This is a genomic window from Microbulbifer mixtoriginis (SeqCode) (assembly GCF_052466715.1).
Genome location: NZ_CP174288.1, coordinates 3,745,522 through 3,763,305 on the forward strand (window position 1 = coordinate 3,745,522; position 17,784 = coordinate 3,763,305).

A 17,784-nucleotide genomic window follows, 5' to 3' on the forward strand; every position below is an offset into this window, starting at 1 on the left:
TATTCTTTTTATTCTTCATTCATAGCAAGGCATAAATATCGATCCGCACAACCCTATATAGATCAAGTGCTAAAAACCATAATAATAGGAGCTTTAAATGAACGGCATGATGATGCAGTCACAACTTACCCTAACCGGTATCATGCAGCACGCCTTGAGTAATTCACCCAATAGTGAAATTGTCTCCATTACTACGGATAATCCTCAGTTTCGCTACACCTACAAAGAGGCCTTTAAACGCTCTGCCCAACTTGCCCAGGCCCTAGCCAGACTTGGAGCTAACAATGGAGACCGTATCGGCACTCTGGCCTGGAATGACCATCGTCATTTTGAACTCTACTATGCGACTTCCTGTAGCGGATTTGTTTGCCATACCATCAATCCACGCTTATTTCCTGAACAAATTCATTATATTGTCGAGCATGCCGAAGATCGCTGGCTGTTTATCGACCCAATGTTTGTTCCGCTTATTGAAAAAATGGTTGATAGACTCAACAGCGTAGAGGGTTTCATCGTTTTAACCGACAGGGCTCATATGCCCCAAAGCACTCTACATAATTACTATTGCTATGAAGAGCTTCTCGATAATCATTCTGGCGATTTCCACTGGCCGGAACTGAATGAGCAAAGTGCCGCCGCTCTCTGTTATACCTCCGGCACCACAGGGAACCCTAAGGGAGTCCTCTACTCTCACCGAGCAATGACACTGCACACCTACGGGGTACTAATGCCCGATGTCTTCGCCATACGCCGCGATGAAGCCATCCTTCCCGTAGTGCCCATGTTTCATGTTAATGCTTGGTCCATTCCCTACGCGGCACCTGCTGTTGGCGCTAAGTTAGTTTTACCAGGCCCTAAAATGGGTTGTGGTGAAACGCTTAGTAGACTTATACAACAAGAGTCAGTCACCATCGCCGCTGGCGTGCCCACCGTTTGGCTAGCACTTCTCAAATATTTACGTGAAAGTGGAGAAAAGGTCTCTAGCTTGAACCGTGTGGTCGTCGGCGGCTCTGCCTGCCCTTGGAGTATCATGGAAGAGTTCGAAGAAAAGCATGGTGTCTATACCCATCATGCCTGGGGTATGACAGAGATGAGCCCACTTGGTACCTACAATGCCCGCATAGATGAATATTTACCTAAGAATGAAGCCAAGGCCCTGCGCCTGAAGCAGGGCCGTGCGGGGTTTGGAGTAGAAATGCGAATTGTAGACCCTCTCGGCAGCCCCCTTCCTCACGATGGTATTGCTTTTGGCACACTACAGGTAAGAGGCCCTTGGGTTTGCGAACGCTACTATAAAGACGAAGAGTCTGCGCTCACGGTGGACGGATGGTTTGATACCGGCGATGTGGCCACTATAGACTCTTTAGGCTATCTGACCATCACCGACCGAACCAAGGATGTGATTAAATCTGGGGGAGAATGGATATCTTCCATTGAGCTTGAAAATTTCGCTATAACTTTTGATGGTGTTGCCGAGGCAGCAGTTATAGGTGTCGCTCATGAAAAATGGGCCGAACGGCCACTATTGATCGTGGTGCCAGAGACCGACGGAAAGCTCGAAGCCAAGCACATTCTCGCCGCCTTTCACGGGCGCTTCGCAAAATGGTGGATTCCTGATGACTGCATCATCACCTCAGAAATCCCCCATACCGCCACGGGAAAAATTAGCAAGAAAGACTTACGGCAGCAATTTGCACAACACCTCTGGCCTCAAGAAGTATCAGTATAAATTGCCATCAGAAAGGCAAGCATCTTAGCAACCCGTTCAACCGGGCAATAAGCCCGGTTTGCCGCTTGAAACCGTTGAGCAAATCTAAATGCCCTATGGTTCACACTATATTTAACCTCTTAGGCATTGATATATCTCTGTCATATTCTTTTGCTAGAAAGCTTCCCACACTTATTTGGGATCTCTTGCAAATGTTCAAAAAAATTCTGTCTACCTTATTACTCATTGGCTCTGCCAGCGCAAATATCACATGTGCTGAAAACAGTACCGCTGGAGCCGAATCCCCCTTGGTTATCGCTCATCGTGGTGCCTCTGCTTACTTACCAGAGCACACTCTCGAAGCAAAGGCCATGGCCTATGCTATGCGACCAGATTATATTGAGCAGGATCTGGTTCTTAGCAAAGATAATCACCTGATCGTGATGCATGATATCTACCTCGATAGCACCACCAATGTTGCAGAGATATTTCCTGGACGAGCTCGTGAAGATGGGCATTACTACACTATCGATTTCACGCTGGAAGAATTAAAAAAGCTCCGTGTTAGCGAAGTTTTCTCAATAGGCGAGGATGGGCCTCAGGCAAAATATCCGCATCGCTTCCCCCTATGGAAATCCAGTTTTCAACTATCCACTTTCGAAGAAGAAATAGAACTCATCCAGGGTTTAAATAAATCCCTTGGATATGAAATTGGTATTTATCCAGAAATAAAAAAACCATACTTCCACCACTGGGAAGAAAAAGATATCGCCACAATCGCTTTGCAAAAACTTAAGGAATACGGCTATAGCGACAAACAACAAAAAGTTTTTTTACAGTGCTTCGATGCAGAAGAGTTACAACGTATCAAGTTTGAACTAATGCCCGCTATGGGGATGGATCTTTCCCTCGTTCAGCTTATTGCTGCAACCAGCTGGGGGGAAAAACTGATTGAGATTGATGGCATAATTCAAAAATATGATTACGATTGGATGCTGGAGCCTGGCGGCATGCGCAAAATCACCAGCTATGCCGATGGCATCGGCCCTTGGTACCCCATGTTAATAGAAGTTGAGGATGGCAAGCCAAGGGCCAATAATATCGTCCGCCGTGCCCATCGCAGGGATCTCCAAGTTCACCCCTATACTTTTCGCGCCGACCCGGAGAAGCTTCCAGAGGAATTCGATAGTTTTAACCAATTCCTCCACTTTGCCGCCTACCAACTGCGCGTCGATGGAATTTTTACTGACCAGCCCGATCAAGCTGTCGATTACCTTTCCCGCCCTCACCATAGAAAACGCAGATATTAAGCAAACAAAAAAGTGGCCGCATCAGCGGCCACTTTTTTAATCGAACTTTGAGAAATCTGCAGGGCGCTTCTCCATAAAGGCAGTAGCCGCCTCTTTAAACTCCTCAGAAGTGAGGCGGTCCTGGAAATGGCGACCCTCCTCCTGAATAATCTCCAAACCCTTTTCCTGGGTTGCGCGACGCAATAACTGCTTGGAAAGCCGCACGGCAGCCGGTGCCTTCGCCGCTAGCTCAGCGGCCACCTCTCGGGCCCGAACAATCGCCTGCTCCGGCTCCACCGCCGCATTACAGATACCGATCTCCACAGCTTCCTGAGCACTAAACTTTTTGCCCAATAGCAATAATTCCGATGCTTTTGCGTGGCCGGCAATACGAGGCAATAAGTAACTGGAACCATACTCAGGGCATAACCCCAGGTTGACAAACGGCATTTGGAACAGGGCATCGTGTCCGGCAAATGACAAATCACAGTGCAACAGCATAGTGGTACCGATACCCACTGCAGGGCCATTCACTGCTGCAACCACTGGCTTGGGAAAGTTGTAAAGTGCGCTCATAAACTGGAATACCGGGGACTCCTCACCCTCTGCAGAGCCACCGAGAAAATCTGTCAAATCGTTGCCACTGGTAAAAATGCCCTCGGCACCAGTGAGAATAACTACGCGGATTTCACTATTATTGACTGCACTATTGAGCAACTCTGCCATGGCGGTATACATAGCCATAGTCAGTGCATTTTTGCGCTCAGGGCGATTGATGGTTATTTCCAGGATACGCTCGTTTACCTGGGCCTGAATTTCCGCACATGCGCTTTGCATAATGTTCTCCGGGTTCGAATCATTTAAGACTGATAGACAGCCGCAGCGGCCAAAAAACAGAGCTTTGAGTAAACGCAGAGCTTCTGATAGTGCTTCCGGAATACTAATAGGATCTTGGCCTAAGTGTGCAACCGCAAATAAACAGATTTCCGTTGATTAGCGCGAATTTTCTATGCCTTCCCCGAGGGAAACCACTTTTATCTTATTAGTTAGCACAAAAGGCTTGATAACCGGGTGTATAGCCGCGAGCCGCCTTTGACAGGCGATTCATATTAACGACTATAAGCCCAGAGGCGAGTTCATAACCAACCACATTCGTTGACGGGAATAACCCGGTGGCTCATAGATCACCGAGCTATTCTTTCAGGGCACTTGTTAGGGCTTTCGCGCGGATTCTCTACGCAGAGGCTGGCACATACAGTGAACACCACCACCTCCGGGAGTAATCATGGAGATATCCGGATCAATTACCTCAAGACCATGGGCCCGACACTTCTCCGCGAGGCCAGTATTGGCTTTGGGTAGCATCACTCGATCATTCCCCAGGGCCACCACATTAACTCCCAGTTCCAGTACTTGCGGGAAAGGAATATCGATAATCTCTATATTGCGACTCTTAAACCACTGCACCAGCTCCGGCTCGACGGCATCAACACAGATGGCCGCAAGCTTTTCCGCCAGCATTGCCACCATAACATCGATATGCAGGAAGAAGGGGTCAAACTGGTAGCCCTTTACCTCCCAACCCTCCTTCTCTACCCAGCTCTTCATCTGCGCAAAGCCCTGAGGACTGGTGCGCTCACCAGAATAACCGCACAGAATCACTCCCGGCTCAAGCACCATAAAGTCACCACCTTCCAGAGAGCCGGCGGTGATGACATCATAAATGGGGATATCCAGTTCCGCATACTTCTTAACGATAGGGGCCCACTCCCCCCGGCGCCAAGGGCTAAACATTTGCGTAACAATAGGTCCCCAGGGCGTCATTACCGAAGAATCACGTCCGTAGATCTGATAGGGTAAGCTGCTGTCTGCCGGAATCAAATGGGTAGTCACTCCCGCATGGCGATAGGCATCCAGCATTTCTTTATGCTGCATCTCAGCCACTTTGTGATCGAACTGCATGCCTAAGCGTTCAGCTCGGCGTGCACTGGCATTTCCCGTGCGCCAGCTGAAGTTATCCACCGGCCCGATGAGTACATCGCGCAATACGCCGTACTCCGAGTCCATTCCCCAGTTAGTCAGTGGAGCTGTACCACCGTTATCCTTGCGATACTTCAAGGTAAATTCACTCATGATCAACCTAAATCTATTGATAGGAACCCAGCCAACCTTTTAGGCTTACCAGGCGTTCTTATTGCATCTTGGCTAGTAAGGATAATCAGCCCGCTTCGGCGCTATTTAACATGGCGTGCAATAAAACATTACAGCCCGCTTCCAGGTGGCCTGGCTCAGCCGACTCCGCTTCATTGTGTGAAAGCCCCCCGGCACAAGGAACGAAAATCATGGACACGGGTGCAACCCGCGAGATATAGACCGAGTCATGCCCAGCTCCAGAAACCATCTTACGATTGCTATAACCCAGGTTTTGTACCGCACTGTCAACCGCCTCAATACAGTCTTTATCAAAAGCCACCGGTGGTGAGAACCACTCTTCGCGTACATCGATGACAACACCGCTGGCCTCTTGCGCCTGCTCGGCTACCCGGTAGAGAGTGCGGTGTAAATGCTCCAACCCCTCCGGTGTTGGGTGGCGTAAATCCAATGCGAGCACTACTTTTTCCGGTACGGTATTGCGGCTACCCGGTTCTGCACGCAAGTCGCCACAGGTAATCCGGGCATCCTCGGAGTAAGCCTTCACTTCCCCATATAGTTTCTCGCACAGCCACGCCATGGCCTGGACAGGGTCGCGACGATCCTCCATTGGGGTGGGCCCTGCATGACAGGGGGTACCAAAGAAGGTCACATCGTACCAGCGGATTCCCTGCACCCCGGTAACGACTCCAATCACTTGATCCTGTTTTTCCAGAATAGGTCCCTGCTCAATATGCGCCTCAAAGGCCGCTTTGATAGGTGCCGGCTGGACCGGTTCAGGACCTAAATACCCAATACGCTCCAGCTCCTGGCCAATGGTTATGCCAGATTTATCCATGCGGCTGTGGCCATAATCGAGGCTAAACTCCCCCGCCCAAACACCGGATCCGACCATGGCTGGTGAAAAGCGAGCCCCTTCTTCGTTAGTCCACACCACCACTTCCAGGGGTGCCTTGGTTCGAACCCCACCCTCCTCAAGGGTGCGCAATACTTCGAGGCCGGCCAGCACACCGTAAACTCCATCAAACTTGCCGCCAGTGGGCTGGGTATCCAGATGCGATCCTGTAATCACTGCGGGGAGGTCATTGTCGGTACCGGAACGGCGAGCAAAGATATTCCCCATGCGATCCACGCGAATTTCACAACCGATTTCCCGGCACCAGCGTACAAACAGGTCGCGCCCTTTACGATCCTCATCAGTCAGAGCCTGCCGGTTACAACCCCCAGCAGGGGTTGCACCAATTTCAGCCATTTGCATAAGACTTTGCCAGAGACGTGTGCCATCAATACGCAATTGTTGTGCGGGGTTTTCCATTCAAAAAGCTCCGGGCCTGATATTGAGGATCATATTAATCACTTTGGCAAAAGTTATGTTTTGATCCTTACAGATTAAAGAGAGCATTATTTCGCCGTTGATCAAAACTCGACCAGAATTTACCAAATGACTCTCACTTATAGCTCATACTTGAAAATAGACGAGCTGCTAGGGTGCCAGAAGCCCCTATCAGATGGCTCTAAGCACGATGAACCTCTGTTTATTGTGAAACACCAGAGCTTCGAGCTCTGGTTTAAGCAGATGTTACATGAACAGAGCTTCCTGGTATGGCTCTTCAGTTGACCGCGCCTTACATCCGCTTAAGCGAGTGGGTAAAATTTACCGCACGCTGATTCAATAAGTGGATATTCTTGAAACGCTGACACTACTGGAATTCTTATCCTTCAGGGACCGGCTCTCAACCGCTAGCGGCTTTCAGTCATTTCAGTTCTGCGAGATAAAGGTTCTGATTGGTATCTATCACAATGATCCCCTGCTGAATGAGATCTGTGCAGGCTGCTCGATATCGACTGTTCTTTACAACAATAATGGTAGAGCGAAGGATGGAAGCAAAGCAGGCACTGGCGGATCGGCCATGAGCGGGCAAAAAGCGATTTTTACCGTTTGCCTTTCCTGCGCTATTGAAGGCTCCCGTTGCGGGGTCTCAGTAATTAGCAGCAGGCATAAAAAAAGCCAGCATATTGCTGGCTTTTTTTATGCAATGCGAAGGCTCGCTCGCTTCTCTCTGGTTTACTTCTCGAAAGGCACCAGGGAAACTTGAATAGCCGGATTCACTTCCTTAGCAGCATCCGCGATCTGTACATAAGTATCCGCACTCGACTTGTTATGCGCACGTACAATCACAATAGCTTGAGGGTTCTCGGCATACAGCTGCGCGATACGGGCACGAACAGCGCGACTATCAATACGGCTACCAGCAAGACTGATCTCATCGTTGGCGTTCACAACCAGCAGGATGTTTTGCTTATCTGAATCAGGCGGGTTGTCCTGGGTCTGGTTCGGATCAGGCACATTTACGTCCAACGCTTTCTCTTTTACAAAGGACGCCGTTACGATAAAGAAGATCAACATGATGAACACTACGTCCAGCATGGGCGTTAGGTCGATATCCGCCTTCTCTTCTTCTACGGCCTTTCCGCGTCGTCTACTCATAAAACACCGTGCTGTTATCAAATACCAAGGGTGCCGGTTTAACCGGTCTCATCTGGTGGGCAAGATTGCCGCGAATCGCCAGGCATTGCAAGTACAACCTATAACCAATAGAAATAATCCTTTAAAATCAATACGTTAAGAAAGCAAGCTGAATAATCAGATCATTTTTTGATCGAAAGATCCGACTATCGCTGCTGCAGATAACGCTGGTAATCCGGTACCTCCCGGTCAAACTCACGCTCCATTAGGGTCGACTGAACAATCATGTCTGCACTACTCGAATTGCAGGCCACGGGTATATTCCAAGCAGCAGCAATACGTAACAGTGCTTTGACATCTGGATCGTGAGGCATAGGCTCAAAGGGGTCCCAGAAAAAGACTAGCAAGTCTACCTTGCCTTCACTGATTCGGGCTCCAAGCTGCTGATCCCCCCCTAGGGGACCGCTCAATAGCTTCTCTACTTTGAGACCGGTAGCTTCCTCTATCTTACCGCCAGTTGTGCCCGTAGCCAGAAGACTGTGCTTCTCCAGAAGATAACGGTGACGAAGACACCACTGTATCAAGGTCCCCTTGCGGTTGTCGTGGGCGACCAGGGCGATCCGTTTACTCGCGGGTAACGCCTTAGAGATAAATTCCATAAGGACCTCAATAAAAAGTAACTCTTCTATATTATCTCAATCACACGGAAGTTGTTCCCTCTACTCCACCCCACGAAGTATTAAGGAATTGCTCCCCACAGAAGTAGGTTCACCTCGGTATAATGGTGAAAACCTCGTACCTAAGTAAGGAGAGAATATGAGTGTAGGAGCCTGGGAGCCACAGGTGAGTGGCCGGCAAGAAGAAAACCAGTGGGAATTCGACCGGGATCAATTGCAGAGGCTTATCAGTGTTGCCGCCTCTGATAACAGCCTAAGCGCAAATCTAAATAAAGATGACTTAAAGGCCTCAAAGCTGATTCGCCTGCCGTCACAGCAATGGTTAGAAGAGAGCCAACACTGGGACAACGAGCAGTTATGGCAACTCATACGCTTCTTCACCCTTGCAGAAATGGAACTGACCGGCTGGGATGCCGGGGCAGAGTCTGCTGTCATTCCCCTGGCAAAAGAGCTGCGCCAACGCAAAGCACCATTACAAAAAGAACAACTTCTCTGGATTCGTCAACACTCCAATAACCGCTACCTTCCCTACGGGCCACTGTAACCTTTAGATACCAAGACACGGTGATAGAGCCGCAATCCCTTCCTCTATCACCAAAGTCTCTGCTTAAGTTATCAACTCTTTATAAAGAAGAATCCATCTCCAAGCGCTATTAAGATAGCTTGAAAACTTTCAGCTAATTCACCGCAATCGCCATCACTATCAGAAACCACTGCAAGGGAATATCTTGTTAACCTAGAATTCTCTGCCCAGCATTAAACTGAGCCCCCTAAGGCTATTCATAGCAATGCCTACTTAGGAAGCATACTTTTAGCTCCAGGAAGTGATGACTCTACAAAAGACTCAACCTGTCACTAGATAACAAAGAATTTACTTTAAAGCCTTCATTATCCCAGTTACCCAAGTGAATGTTCTTGAGCGTTTTAACACTCAGCAAATACCCACTAACTTTTTGATACTTAGTTAACAGACCAGTTGAGTTAGTCTGCAACAAAGCGATTAGTTCCTACGACTATTTCAAGATAGCCACAAACACTCAAAACTCAACCAGAATTCAGATCGGCTGTTGGCATCAATGGGAAAATTCTTGGCCAATATCCAGCTTAACCACCGAGCTTTTCTCTTAACTCACCTAAACAGAGTAATATCCCCATAAATAAAGAGGCTATCTAATTAATCAAAGCCTACATGTACACGTATAAGAAGTGCCTTACTGATCCGCGACGGCTCAGCTGAACTTTGAAGGCGTTGTACATCACTAACCTCTCGCAGGTGCAGGATAGTAATATCCACGGCTTTCGAAGTTCTTCTGTTAGACAGTGCATCCAGACTAGAAGCCCATGAAAAGAGTGGGCATTTCTCCAGAGCCAGCCACTACTTTTACTCCACTTAAGAAGCCAGAGCTTTCAAGGCATGGTTAGAGTCACTTTCACTATAGTGAAAACAGTATTCAGCCACATTAACTCAGCGCGGTAGGGTTACATCTGATAAAGACTGCAATGATTCATAGTCGCAGGCTCCGAGCTTAAGCATTTGTCGATAACAGTCCGTTAAGTTTTGTTAACTCTTTACTTGCTCAACACACTAACCCTACTACCTGGGTTTGCGCTAAATCGGAACTGTAAGTGCTCTCTAGTTTAATCTCTTATACAAAAACGAGAGTCATCAATAAACCATAGGAAATTACTCAACTATTCACTTGCAATTACACCTTTCAGTTTATGCAACGAGAGTAAAACAAAAGTCTTCTTTACTGCGCAAATACCTACTACGACTCTCTTTTTAGGTCCTCAAATTGAAAATATATAAAAAAAAACGATTTTTTTTACATGAAATAGCAAAATTCCATATAAAACACTTGCATTTAGGTATACAAATAAGCTGCAATTAGCGCCGCTCACTTGGGGGGACTCACTATCAATTGTTTTCTGCCGAAAACAGACGTCTTCGACAGTGCATTTCACTGGGAAGATGGCTGAGAATAATTGATAGGAATGCCCCCATTTAACAAAACAATACATTTGCAGGGAAATTTAAATGGCTACAAAAAAAGTATCCGCAGTCGCCACTAGCGATGTTGCACAGCTGGAAGCGGAGCTGCGCTCCCTTACCGCGAAACTGGAAAGTGCCCGTCTCAAACAAGAGAAGGACCTGACCGCTAAAGTAGAAAAGTTGGCAAACAGTGCCAAGAAAACCGCAGAAAAAGCTAAAGCGACTCAAGAAAAAGTTGCCGCTGTCCGCGCTAAGAAGAAAACCCCGGCCCAGCAAAACCAGCTGAAAAAAGCGCGTGATGCTGCTGCTGCAGCCAAAACTGCCGCTGCTGAGGCCAAAACTGCCGCTGCAGAAGCAAAAGAAGAGCTGGCCAGCATTAAAGCTGCAAACAAACTTGCAGCTAAAGTAGCCAAAGTTGTCGCTAAAGAAGAAGCCGCCATCGCTAAGAAGCTGGCAGCCGAAGAGAAGAAGCAAGCTACAGCAGAAGCCAAAAAAGCTGCAGCTGCTGCCAAGAAAGCTGCCACTGCAGAGAAGAAAAAAGCTGCTGCGGTAAAGAAAAAGCCCGGTCGCCCAGCCAAAGCTGACTCAGCTAAGAAGAAACCAGGCCGTCCTCCTAAGGCTGCAGCCACTACTGAAGAGCCCAAGAAAAAGCCGGGTCGCCCAAAGAAAACCGAAGAAGCTAAAAAGCCCGGTCGTCCAGCCAAAACCGAAGCTGCCAAGAAAAAGCCTGGCCGTCCAAAGAAAGCAGAAACAGAAGCCGCAGCAACTGAAGCTGCTCCTGTAAAACGCGGTCGCGGCCGCCCGCCAAAGGCAGAAACTGCGAAAAAGAAGCCCGGTCGCCCGGCCAAAAGCGAAGCAGCCAAGAAAAAGCCAGGGCGCCCCAAAAAAGTCGAAGCCGCAGCCCCAGCTGCAACTGAAGCTGCTCCTGTAAAGCGCGGCCGTGGTCGTCCGCCCAAGGCTAAGTAATAAGTAACTCACTTAGCTTGTTCAGCGGGAACAACAGCGCCCGCTGAACCGCCCCCGGCAAGCCCGGGGGCTATCCTTTGCACTCACCGATTTGAACACCAATACTGACCGCGCGTATGTGGTGATCCTCCCCCAAATACAAAATGCAATCGGCCCAGTTAGGCATATCAATTAACAGATTTCGTGTTATCCGTTCATAGTGCTCAATAAAGCGGTCCAGCTCAGACTCCTCCATCCCCGCCCCTGTGCGTTTACGTAACTTTTGTTCCTGTAGTTTGCGCCACTCAAAAATTGACTCCATTCCAGGAGCACACAGCATCACCATGATATCCACGCGCTGAAATAGTTCGCGATAGATCCCTTCCAATTGCTGATTAATAAAACGTCTCCAGCTGCCGGAAGTGTCCTCTAACCTCTCCAATGAATTAATAGGCTGAATTGGTGTTATCGATGCCTTAGCGCCGAGACACCATCCCTCATGTAATACAATATCCACCTTGCCACTATGCACAGGCCAAAGGTTACTGGGCACCCTGTCATCTTTGGATTTATCAAAACGCGGCAGAGAAACTTGTGACTGATCTCCAGCACTGCAAAGAGCATCCAGAGTATCTAACCCCAATTGAACATCGTGAGTGCCCGGTACTCCGCGGGTGCGCAAGAGCGGGTGAACCTCTTCGGAGAGCTGCAGCCGCTGGGAATGAGTCAGGTAAATGTCATCCAAAGAAAAAGTGCAGCAGTTGAACCCCTGTTTCGCCAGTATCAGGCAAATAAAGTCTGATAACGTTGACTTGCCAGTGCCCTGCCCACCACTAATCCCCACAACCAGGGTCTGCCCTTCCTTGTGTCTTTTCATGAGCCATAAAGCCAATGGCAAGTAATAGGCCTCTATCTCATGAGAAAAATCTGCTGGCAGTTGGTGCTTCTGGATAAAACTACCAATCACTTGCCGTAGACTTGTCCCTGCTAATTCACGGCTAAGTTTGATAATTTCCTCCGGCCAGCGACATATTCCAGTCTCTAACTTGTTTCCCAACCTTCCCTCCAGATTCGGCTCCAATTTTTAATCAAGCCTCTTATTCACCATAAAGAAACGGGGGCCATGGCCCCCGCAAAAAGTGATCACAAGAATAATTTAATACTGAATATGCTAGCTCAATCGAGGACCTGCTAACTTTCTCCAAGAGAGTTTGCTGCGCAAATGCCCAGGCAAAACCAAAAGAACCGGGGTCACCAGTAACGTCAGGAGTGTGGAGAAGGACAATCCATAGACGATAGCACTGGCCAGTTTGACCCAGAATGATGCGATTACACCGTCGACCACAACATTTCGTCCTACCATGTCGACACTCACACCTAGGGCTAGCGGCAACAAACCTAAAATCGTCGTCGCAGTAGTGAGAAATACCGGGCGTAACCTCTGCGTGGAAGCTTTGAGGGCCGCCTCTGCGGGGCTAAGGTTAGGCTCACTTTTACGTACAAAGTTATAGGTATCGATCAAAACAATATTGTTGTTAACCACAATCCCCGCGAGGGCAACGATCCCTACTCCAGTCATGATGACACTGAAGGTGCTCTGGCTAAGTAACAAACCCAACATCACACCAATCGTCGACATAATCACCGAAGACAAGATCAGCAATGACTGATAAAAACTGTTGAATTGGGTTACTAACAAGATAAACATCAAAAACAGTGAAAGTAGAAAAGCCACCCCTAGAAACTGAAAGGACTCACTCTGCTCTTCATCCGCACCGCGAAATAATAACTCCACGCTTGGATCTACCGGATTCTGCTCAAGCCAAGCCCGGATTTCTTTGACCTTATCGTCTGGCAACACACCCTCCTGAGCGTCAGCTTTTACTTGCATGCGGGTAATGCCGTCGATCCTTTCAATTTTGTCTACTTTCGGCATGGCCACTGTATGTACAAAGCTGCTGATAGGCACTGTACCGCGCGGAGTGTTGACCTTGAGTTGATCAAGAGCGGCTATACCGCGAGCACTCTGCGGGTAACGAATACGAATATCCACCTCTTCATCAGTATCATCGGGACGGTATTCAGCCACTCGCACACCGTTGGTTACCAGCTGAACCGCTCGTCCTACTTCAGTCAGATCAGCTCCATACAAGGAGGCCTTGGCACGATCCACCCGCACCTCCCACTGAATCCCTGGGAGTGGTGCAGTATTGACAATATCTCGTAAACCACCGAAATCATCTTCCATTGCCCGGTGTAGTCGCCAAGTCTCGGCCAATAATTTTTCATAGTTCTGCCCGCGTAGCTCTAACACAATATCTTTGCCAACTGGCGGGCCGCCTTCCATTACGTTAGCCGTAACCTTGATCCCTGCAAAATTTGCTGTGCGTGCACGAATATCTTCGAAAACTTCCCGGCTGCGCCGCTCGCGCTCCTCAGCCGGCAGCAGCTCCACCAACATATTGGCAATCTGGTCCGGGGCACGATCGGAGTTACCGGAAATTCCACCGGAACCGATTGTCGTGTGCGCTATACGTACTTCTGGAATACTCAGGACCGCTTTTTCCACTTGGGCGACCAGCACTTTCTTCTCCGCCATGGAGAGATTGCCCTGCGCTCTAATCTCAACATTGCCGTACTGCTCTTCGGTCTCGGTGAAAAATTCAACCCCGGCACCAAAGCGGCCAAAAGCAATAAATATGCAGACCAAGAGAACAATTGTGGTGGTAAAGGCCATCCCCGGGCGACGCAAGACAAAAGCCAAGAGGCGGGCATAGTAACCGGTAATTCCCGGTAGGAGCGTGGGCTGCCCCTCCTCTAACTGCTTTAAGTAACTACGCGTTGAAGCTGTTAAATTACTTTTGCCAAATAAAGCGCCCAGCACCGGAGCAAAAAACAGTGCATAGAGCAGTGATCCCGCTAATACCGCAAAGACAGTCACCGGCAGGTAGCGCATAAACTCGCCGACCACTCCCGGCCACAGCATTATCGGAAGAAAAGCGGCGAGCGTAGTTGCCGTTGAGGCGACAACCGGCCAAAACATACGACTGACCGATGCGATATAAGCGTTACGAGCACTCAAACCCTCTGCCATTTTTCGATCGGCAAATTCGGTAATCACGATGGAACCATCAATCAGCATACCGAGGGCCAGTAACATGCCGAACATCACCATAAAATTAAAGGAGTACCCCAGATACCAGGTGACGATAGAACCGAACAGCAGCGAGAATGGCACCCCCAATCCAACCAGAATGCCTGAGCGGAAACCCAGGGCAGCCACCACAATAATCATTACCAGCAGCATTGCAGTAAGAATATTGCCCTGCATTTCACTGACCATATCCCGCGCAAAGTTGGACTGGTCAAAAACAAACTCCACTTTTACGCCTTGGGGTAAAGCTCCCAGCTCCTCTTGCACAACCGATCTGACCCGATCTGCCACATTTACGGAGCTGGCGTCATTGCGTTTCTCGACATTAATAGCGAGACCGGGGCGACCGTTGATGCTGGTAAAACTCACAGCATCCTTGAAGGTGCGGCGAATATCGGTCACATCACCCAGGGTAACAACGCCATCTGCCGAATTCTTTAACGGGATCTCATAAACATCCTGTGCACTCTCAATCAGGCCGGGAACTTTGACAGAAAAGCGCCCGCGATCTGTATCCAATTCTCCTGCGGGAATCAGCAAGTTATTACCCAGCACCGCGTTAATCAGCTCTGCACTGGTCACCTGATAGTGCTCCAGGCGCACCGGATCAATAGTTGCCTCGACTACCTCTTCGCGATTGCCGTGTAGATCTGCGCTCAATACATCGCTGATATTTTCTATTTTGCGCTTAAGTAACTGGGCACTACTGAGCAGTACCCGCTCACTAACTTTTTCCCCAGAGAGGGTAACCACAATGGTGGGAAAAGGTTGCGCCGATGCCTCCTCAACGGTGGGTTCTTCCGCATCCCTTGGCAGCTCTGCACGGGCCCTCTCCACAGCGTTGCGTATATCATCCACCGCATCATCCACATCAATTGCGGAGTCAAATTCCACCACGATATAGGCCAGGGACTCACGGGCGACCGCAATCACCTCGACAACTCCCTCAACCGCACGGATTTCCTGCTCCAAGGGGCGAACCAAAAGGCGCACGCCATCCTCGGGAGAAATCCCCTCATGGGTAACCTGCACCATAACAAATGGCGGATTCACTTCAGGGCTAGATTCAATTGTCATAGCACCGCGGGCCACAAGCCCCACTAAGACAATCAGCAACATCAGGCAAATGGCACTGCGATTGCGCGCAATCGCATTCTCCAATAATTTCATCGCTAGTTACCTTCCTGATCATCCTGTGCACTGGGCACTGAAACCGGCTCAGGGGTGATATCCACAGGCTGGGATTGCACACTGAGTGCAGGTTCTGGTGGAGACATTTCCACCTTGACAATATCGCCCTGGCTCACATATTCCTGACCGACGGTGATCAGAGTAACCGGGTCCGGCAGGCCACTGACCCAAACACCCCCGTCTCCATCACCCACCAAAGTGACATTGATAAAATCGACCTGATTGTTTTCATTGAGCACCCGCACACCCAGTGTGCCGCTGTCATCCAGAGTCAGTAGTGAGGAGTTAATATGGTGTGCCAGTATTTCACCGGTGGGCAGAGCCAAGCGACCACTTAAACCACCGCGCAGCAAGTTGCCGGGATTATTCACTGCCACCTCGACACGGTAAGCGCGGGTGATCTCTTGTGCCTGCTGGCTGATGTAACGCAATTTACCCTGAACCGGAATACCACGTTGTAATTCTGCACTGGCCGGGCCCGCGGGCACTAAATTGCCCACTTGATTCTCGGAGACCTCACCAACTACCAGAATTGGATCCAAATCCAGCAGGGTCGCACATTCTTCTCCCCGGCGAATAAAATCACCCAGCTCTACTGCGCGCTTATTGACCACGCCGGCAAAAGGCGCGCGGATTTTCAAGTTATCCACCATCACCTTGGCCGAGGTGAAATCCGCCTGCGCTTGCGCCAGAGCAACATTCTGCTGAGCCATGGCCGTATCGGACTGCAAGCCTTTCTTTTTTAGCCGCTCAGCGCCAGCATAATCCAGACGCGCTTTATTGAGCGCGGCTTCGGCCAGGGCCAGTTTTTCCAGACGGTCCTCCGCTTCGATTTCACAGATCACCTCACCCTGTTGTACTTGGCTTCCCTCTGGCACTGGCAGCCGGGCTATCACACCATCCAGTTCCGCTCTCAGGCGCACGCTGCGATTTGCTTCGGTATGCCCATTGACCAACACCCGTGTCGCGTAGGACTGAGCCTCAATCCGCCGGGCCTGAACCCGCATCGCCGCCTCGGGAACAATCCCCGCTTTTTCGGCGGAATTCGCACTCTCACTATCCTCTTCAGGTAGCAAAACTCCACTGAATAGCCAGGCAAGGGCCAGTAGGGTAACGAGTAATGCGATTCGATAATTTCGGTTAGACCAGATAGATACCAGTGCACTCATAAATAGAAACCTGTCAGGCACAAATAAAGCGGCCGGCAGCAACGCTGGCGCAGTGTTTTGAGTAGGCCAAATTTTACACAGCCCAGTCGTATTCCTAAATTGAATTTTCAGAGAAATAGACCAGCTGACAAGGCTGCGAGGCCGGTAACATCAGTCGATGTCTGAGTAAATTGAGTATAAGAAGGGGCAGGTGCTTCGCGTGGGGCAAAGAGGGGAAATCGGTCAGACTGTCTTCACAGGGCACTCCGACCGCATCATTTAGTGAGAATTAAGACAGCATCGATTCCAAAAAGCCCAGCATATCTGACTCATCATCAATCAGTTCACCGGAACCAAATTCCGCATTCCAATCGAGAAGTATTCTGGCCAGAGCCCTTGCCTGTTCGGCCAGGGCAACTAACTCTTCGCGGCTATTCTTCGGCCCTGTGTAAAGCTTTAATTTGCGATGGCTATCGGCCAGTTGATGGCTGGGGTACTTAGAGCGATACACTTCCAACTTCCAGCGCAGCGAATGCACCATATTGCGATAAAACGTCAATTTTGTTGGCAACTGCAGCAGAGTGAAATCTTCAAGATCCCCAAACAGGGAGCAATCGAGCCCGAGCACCTGGGTCTCGCGGCTATTGTGCGCAGCAAAAATATTCGCGCTACGAGGCTCTGCCAACAACATAGAGAGGTCGCCAAATAATTCCCCTGGGCGAATAACCGCCAGGGGACGCTCGCCATTAAGCCCATTGCCCTCCACTTGAACCTGCAGTTCTCCCCGCAAAAGGAAAAAAACCCACTGATCCACATCGCCGGCGCGCAGCAGCTGTTCGCCAGGTTCCAAACTCAAAAGTCGGGAGCGCTTTAACAATACATCGTACTGCCACTCACTGGCCGCACGAATATCTCGAAACAGATGAATGACGTTAAGAAGCTTATCGACAGCTTCCCGCGGATAGTCAATAAGGGGCTTGGTTTCCATAGATACCGCAAAATTAGTGAAAACTTTTCCATTTTTTCTAAAAGTGTGGCCGATGCCACTTGGCGATGCCGGA

The 17,784-nt window shown here is 49.4% G+C and carries 15 protein-coding genes; 6 read left to right on the forward strand and 9 right to left on the reverse strand.

Translation table 11 applies throughout. The features are described from left to right. The first annotated feature begins 97 nt into the window (after nucleotides 1-97). A complete protein-coding gene (locus ACJJH9_RS16615; protein WP_444923410.1) occupies nucleotides 98-1,729 on the forward strand; it encodes a long-chain-fatty-acid--CoA ligase in 1,632 nt (543 codons plus the stop codon). 191 nt (nucleotides 1,730-1,920) lie between these two features. After that, on the forward strand, nucleotides 1,921-3,018 hold the full coding sequence (glpQ, locus tag ACJJH9_RS16620; protein ID WP_444923411.1) for a glycerophosphodiester phosphodiesterase: 1,098 nt from the start codon (nucleotides 1,921-1,923) through the stop codon (nucleotides 3,016-3,018). Nucleotides 3,019-3,054: 36 nt separating this feature from the next. Here glpQ and ACJJH9_RS16625 read toward each other — a convergent pair whose 3' ends face one another. The 3 genes from ACJJH9_RS16625 to ACJJH9_RS16635 all read right to left on the reverse strand — a co-directional run bounded on the left by ACJJH9_RS16625 (nucleotide 3,055) and on the right by ACJJH9_RS16635 (nucleotide 6,463). Further along, a complete protein-coding gene (locus ACJJH9_RS16625) occupies nucleotides 3,055-3,834 on the reverse strand; it encodes an enoyl-CoA hydratase (protein WP_252084561.1) in 780 nt (259 codons plus the stop codon). 375 nt (nucleotides 3,835-4,209) lie between these two features. Then, nucleotides 4,210-5,130 (reverse strand): dimethylarginine dimethylaminohydrolase family protein, encoded by a 921-nt coding sequence (locus ACJJH9_RS16630; protein ID WP_444923412.1) that lies wholly within the window; start codon nucleotides 5,128-5,130, stop codon nucleotides 4,210-4,212. Between the two features lie 85 nt (nucleotides 5,131-5,215). Then, nucleotides 5,216-6,463, reverse strand: coding sequence for a Zn-dependent hydrolase (locus tag ACJJH9_RS16635; RefSeq protein WP_252084559.1), 1,248 nt, complete (start codon nucleotides 6,461-6,463; stop codon nucleotides 5,216-5,218). Nucleotides 6,464-6,589: 126 nt separating this feature from the next. Here ACJJH9_RS16635 and ACJJH9_RS16640 point away from each other — a divergent pair, with 126 nt between their 5' ends. Further along, a complete protein-coding gene (locus ACJJH9_RS16640; protein WP_444888016.1) occupies nucleotides 6,590-6,766 on the forward strand; it encodes a tryptophan 2,3-dioxygenase family protein in 177 nt (58 codons plus the stop codon). Between the two features lie 58 nt (nucleotides 6,767-6,824). Continuing rightward, nucleotides 6,825-7,244, forward strand: a complete 420-nt coding sequence (locus tag ACJJH9_RS16645) for a tryptophan 2,3-dioxygenase family protein (protein ID WP_444923413.1) — start codon at nucleotides 6,825-6,827, stop codon at nucleotides 7,242-7,244. Here the strand turns inward: ACJJH9_RS16645 and ACJJH9_RS16650 are convergent. Together ACJJH9_RS16650 and ACJJH9_RS16655 are read right to left on the reverse strand one after the other, a co-directional pair. Beyond that, complete coding sequence (locus ACJJH9_RS16650) at nucleotides 7,214-7,636, reverse strand: ExbD/TolR family protein (RefSeq protein ID WP_252084556.1); 423 nt, start codon at nucleotides 7,634-7,636, stop codon at nucleotides 7,214-7,216. The two genes, ACJJH9_RS16645 and ACJJH9_RS16650, sit on opposite strands and share 31 nt — an antisense overlap. Before the next feature lie 185 nt (nucleotides 7,637-7,821). After that, nucleotides 7,822-8,274, reverse strand: a complete 453-nt coding sequence (locus tag ACJJH9_RS16655) for a methylglyoxal synthase (RefSeq protein ID WP_444883759.1) — start codon at nucleotides 8,272-8,274, stop codon at nucleotides 7,822-7,824. Nucleotides 8,275-8,431: 157 nt separating this feature from the next. Between ACJJH9_RS16655 and ACJJH9_RS16660 the strand changes: the two genes are divergently transcribed. After that, complete coding sequence (locus tag ACJJH9_RS16660) at nucleotides 8,432-8,836, forward strand: hypothetical protein (protein WP_444923414.1); 405 nt, start codon at nucleotides 8,432-8,434, stop codon at nucleotides 8,834-8,836. A gap of 1,494 nt (nucleotides 8,837-10,330) precedes the next feature. After that, nucleotides 10,331-11,251 (forward strand): hypothetical protein, encoded by a 921-nt coding sequence (locus tag ACJJH9_RS16665; protein ID WP_444923415.1) that lies wholly within the window; start codon nucleotides 10,331-10,333, stop codon nucleotides 11,249-11,251. A gap of 70 nt (nucleotides 11,252-11,321) precedes the next feature. Here the strand turns inward: ACJJH9_RS16665 and ACJJH9_RS16670 are convergent, their stop codons facing one another. From ACJJH9_RS16670 to ACJJH9_RS16685, 4 genes are all read right to left on the reverse strand, one after another. Continuing rightward, nucleotides 11,322-12,287, reverse strand: a complete 966-nt coding sequence (locus tag ACJJH9_RS16670) for a phosphoribulokinase (protein ID WP_444923416.1) — start codon at nucleotides 12,285-12,287, stop codon at nucleotides 11,322-11,324. 114 nt (nucleotides 12,288-12,401) lie between these two features. Beyond that, nucleotides 12,402-15,554, reverse strand: a complete 3,153-nt coding sequence (locus ACJJH9_RS16675) for an efflux RND transporter permease subunit (RefSeq protein ID WP_444923417.1) — start codon at nucleotides 15,552-15,554, stop codon at nucleotides 12,402-12,404. A gap of 2 nt (nucleotides 15,555-15,556) precedes the next feature. After that, complete coding sequence (locus tag ACJJH9_RS16680) at nucleotides 15,557-16,744, reverse strand: efflux RND transporter periplasmic adaptor subunit (RefSeq protein ID WP_444923418.1); 1,188 nt, start codon at nucleotides 16,742-16,744, stop codon at nucleotides 15,557-15,559. A 268-nt stretch (nucleotides 16,745-17,012) separates the two neighbouring features. Further along, entirely contained in the window at nucleotides 17,013-17,711 is a 699-nt protein-coding gene (locus tag ACJJH9_RS16685) for a cyclic nucleotide-binding domain-containing protein (protein WP_252084550.1), read from the reverse strand. Nucleotides 17,712-17,784: the final 73 nt, after the last annotated feature.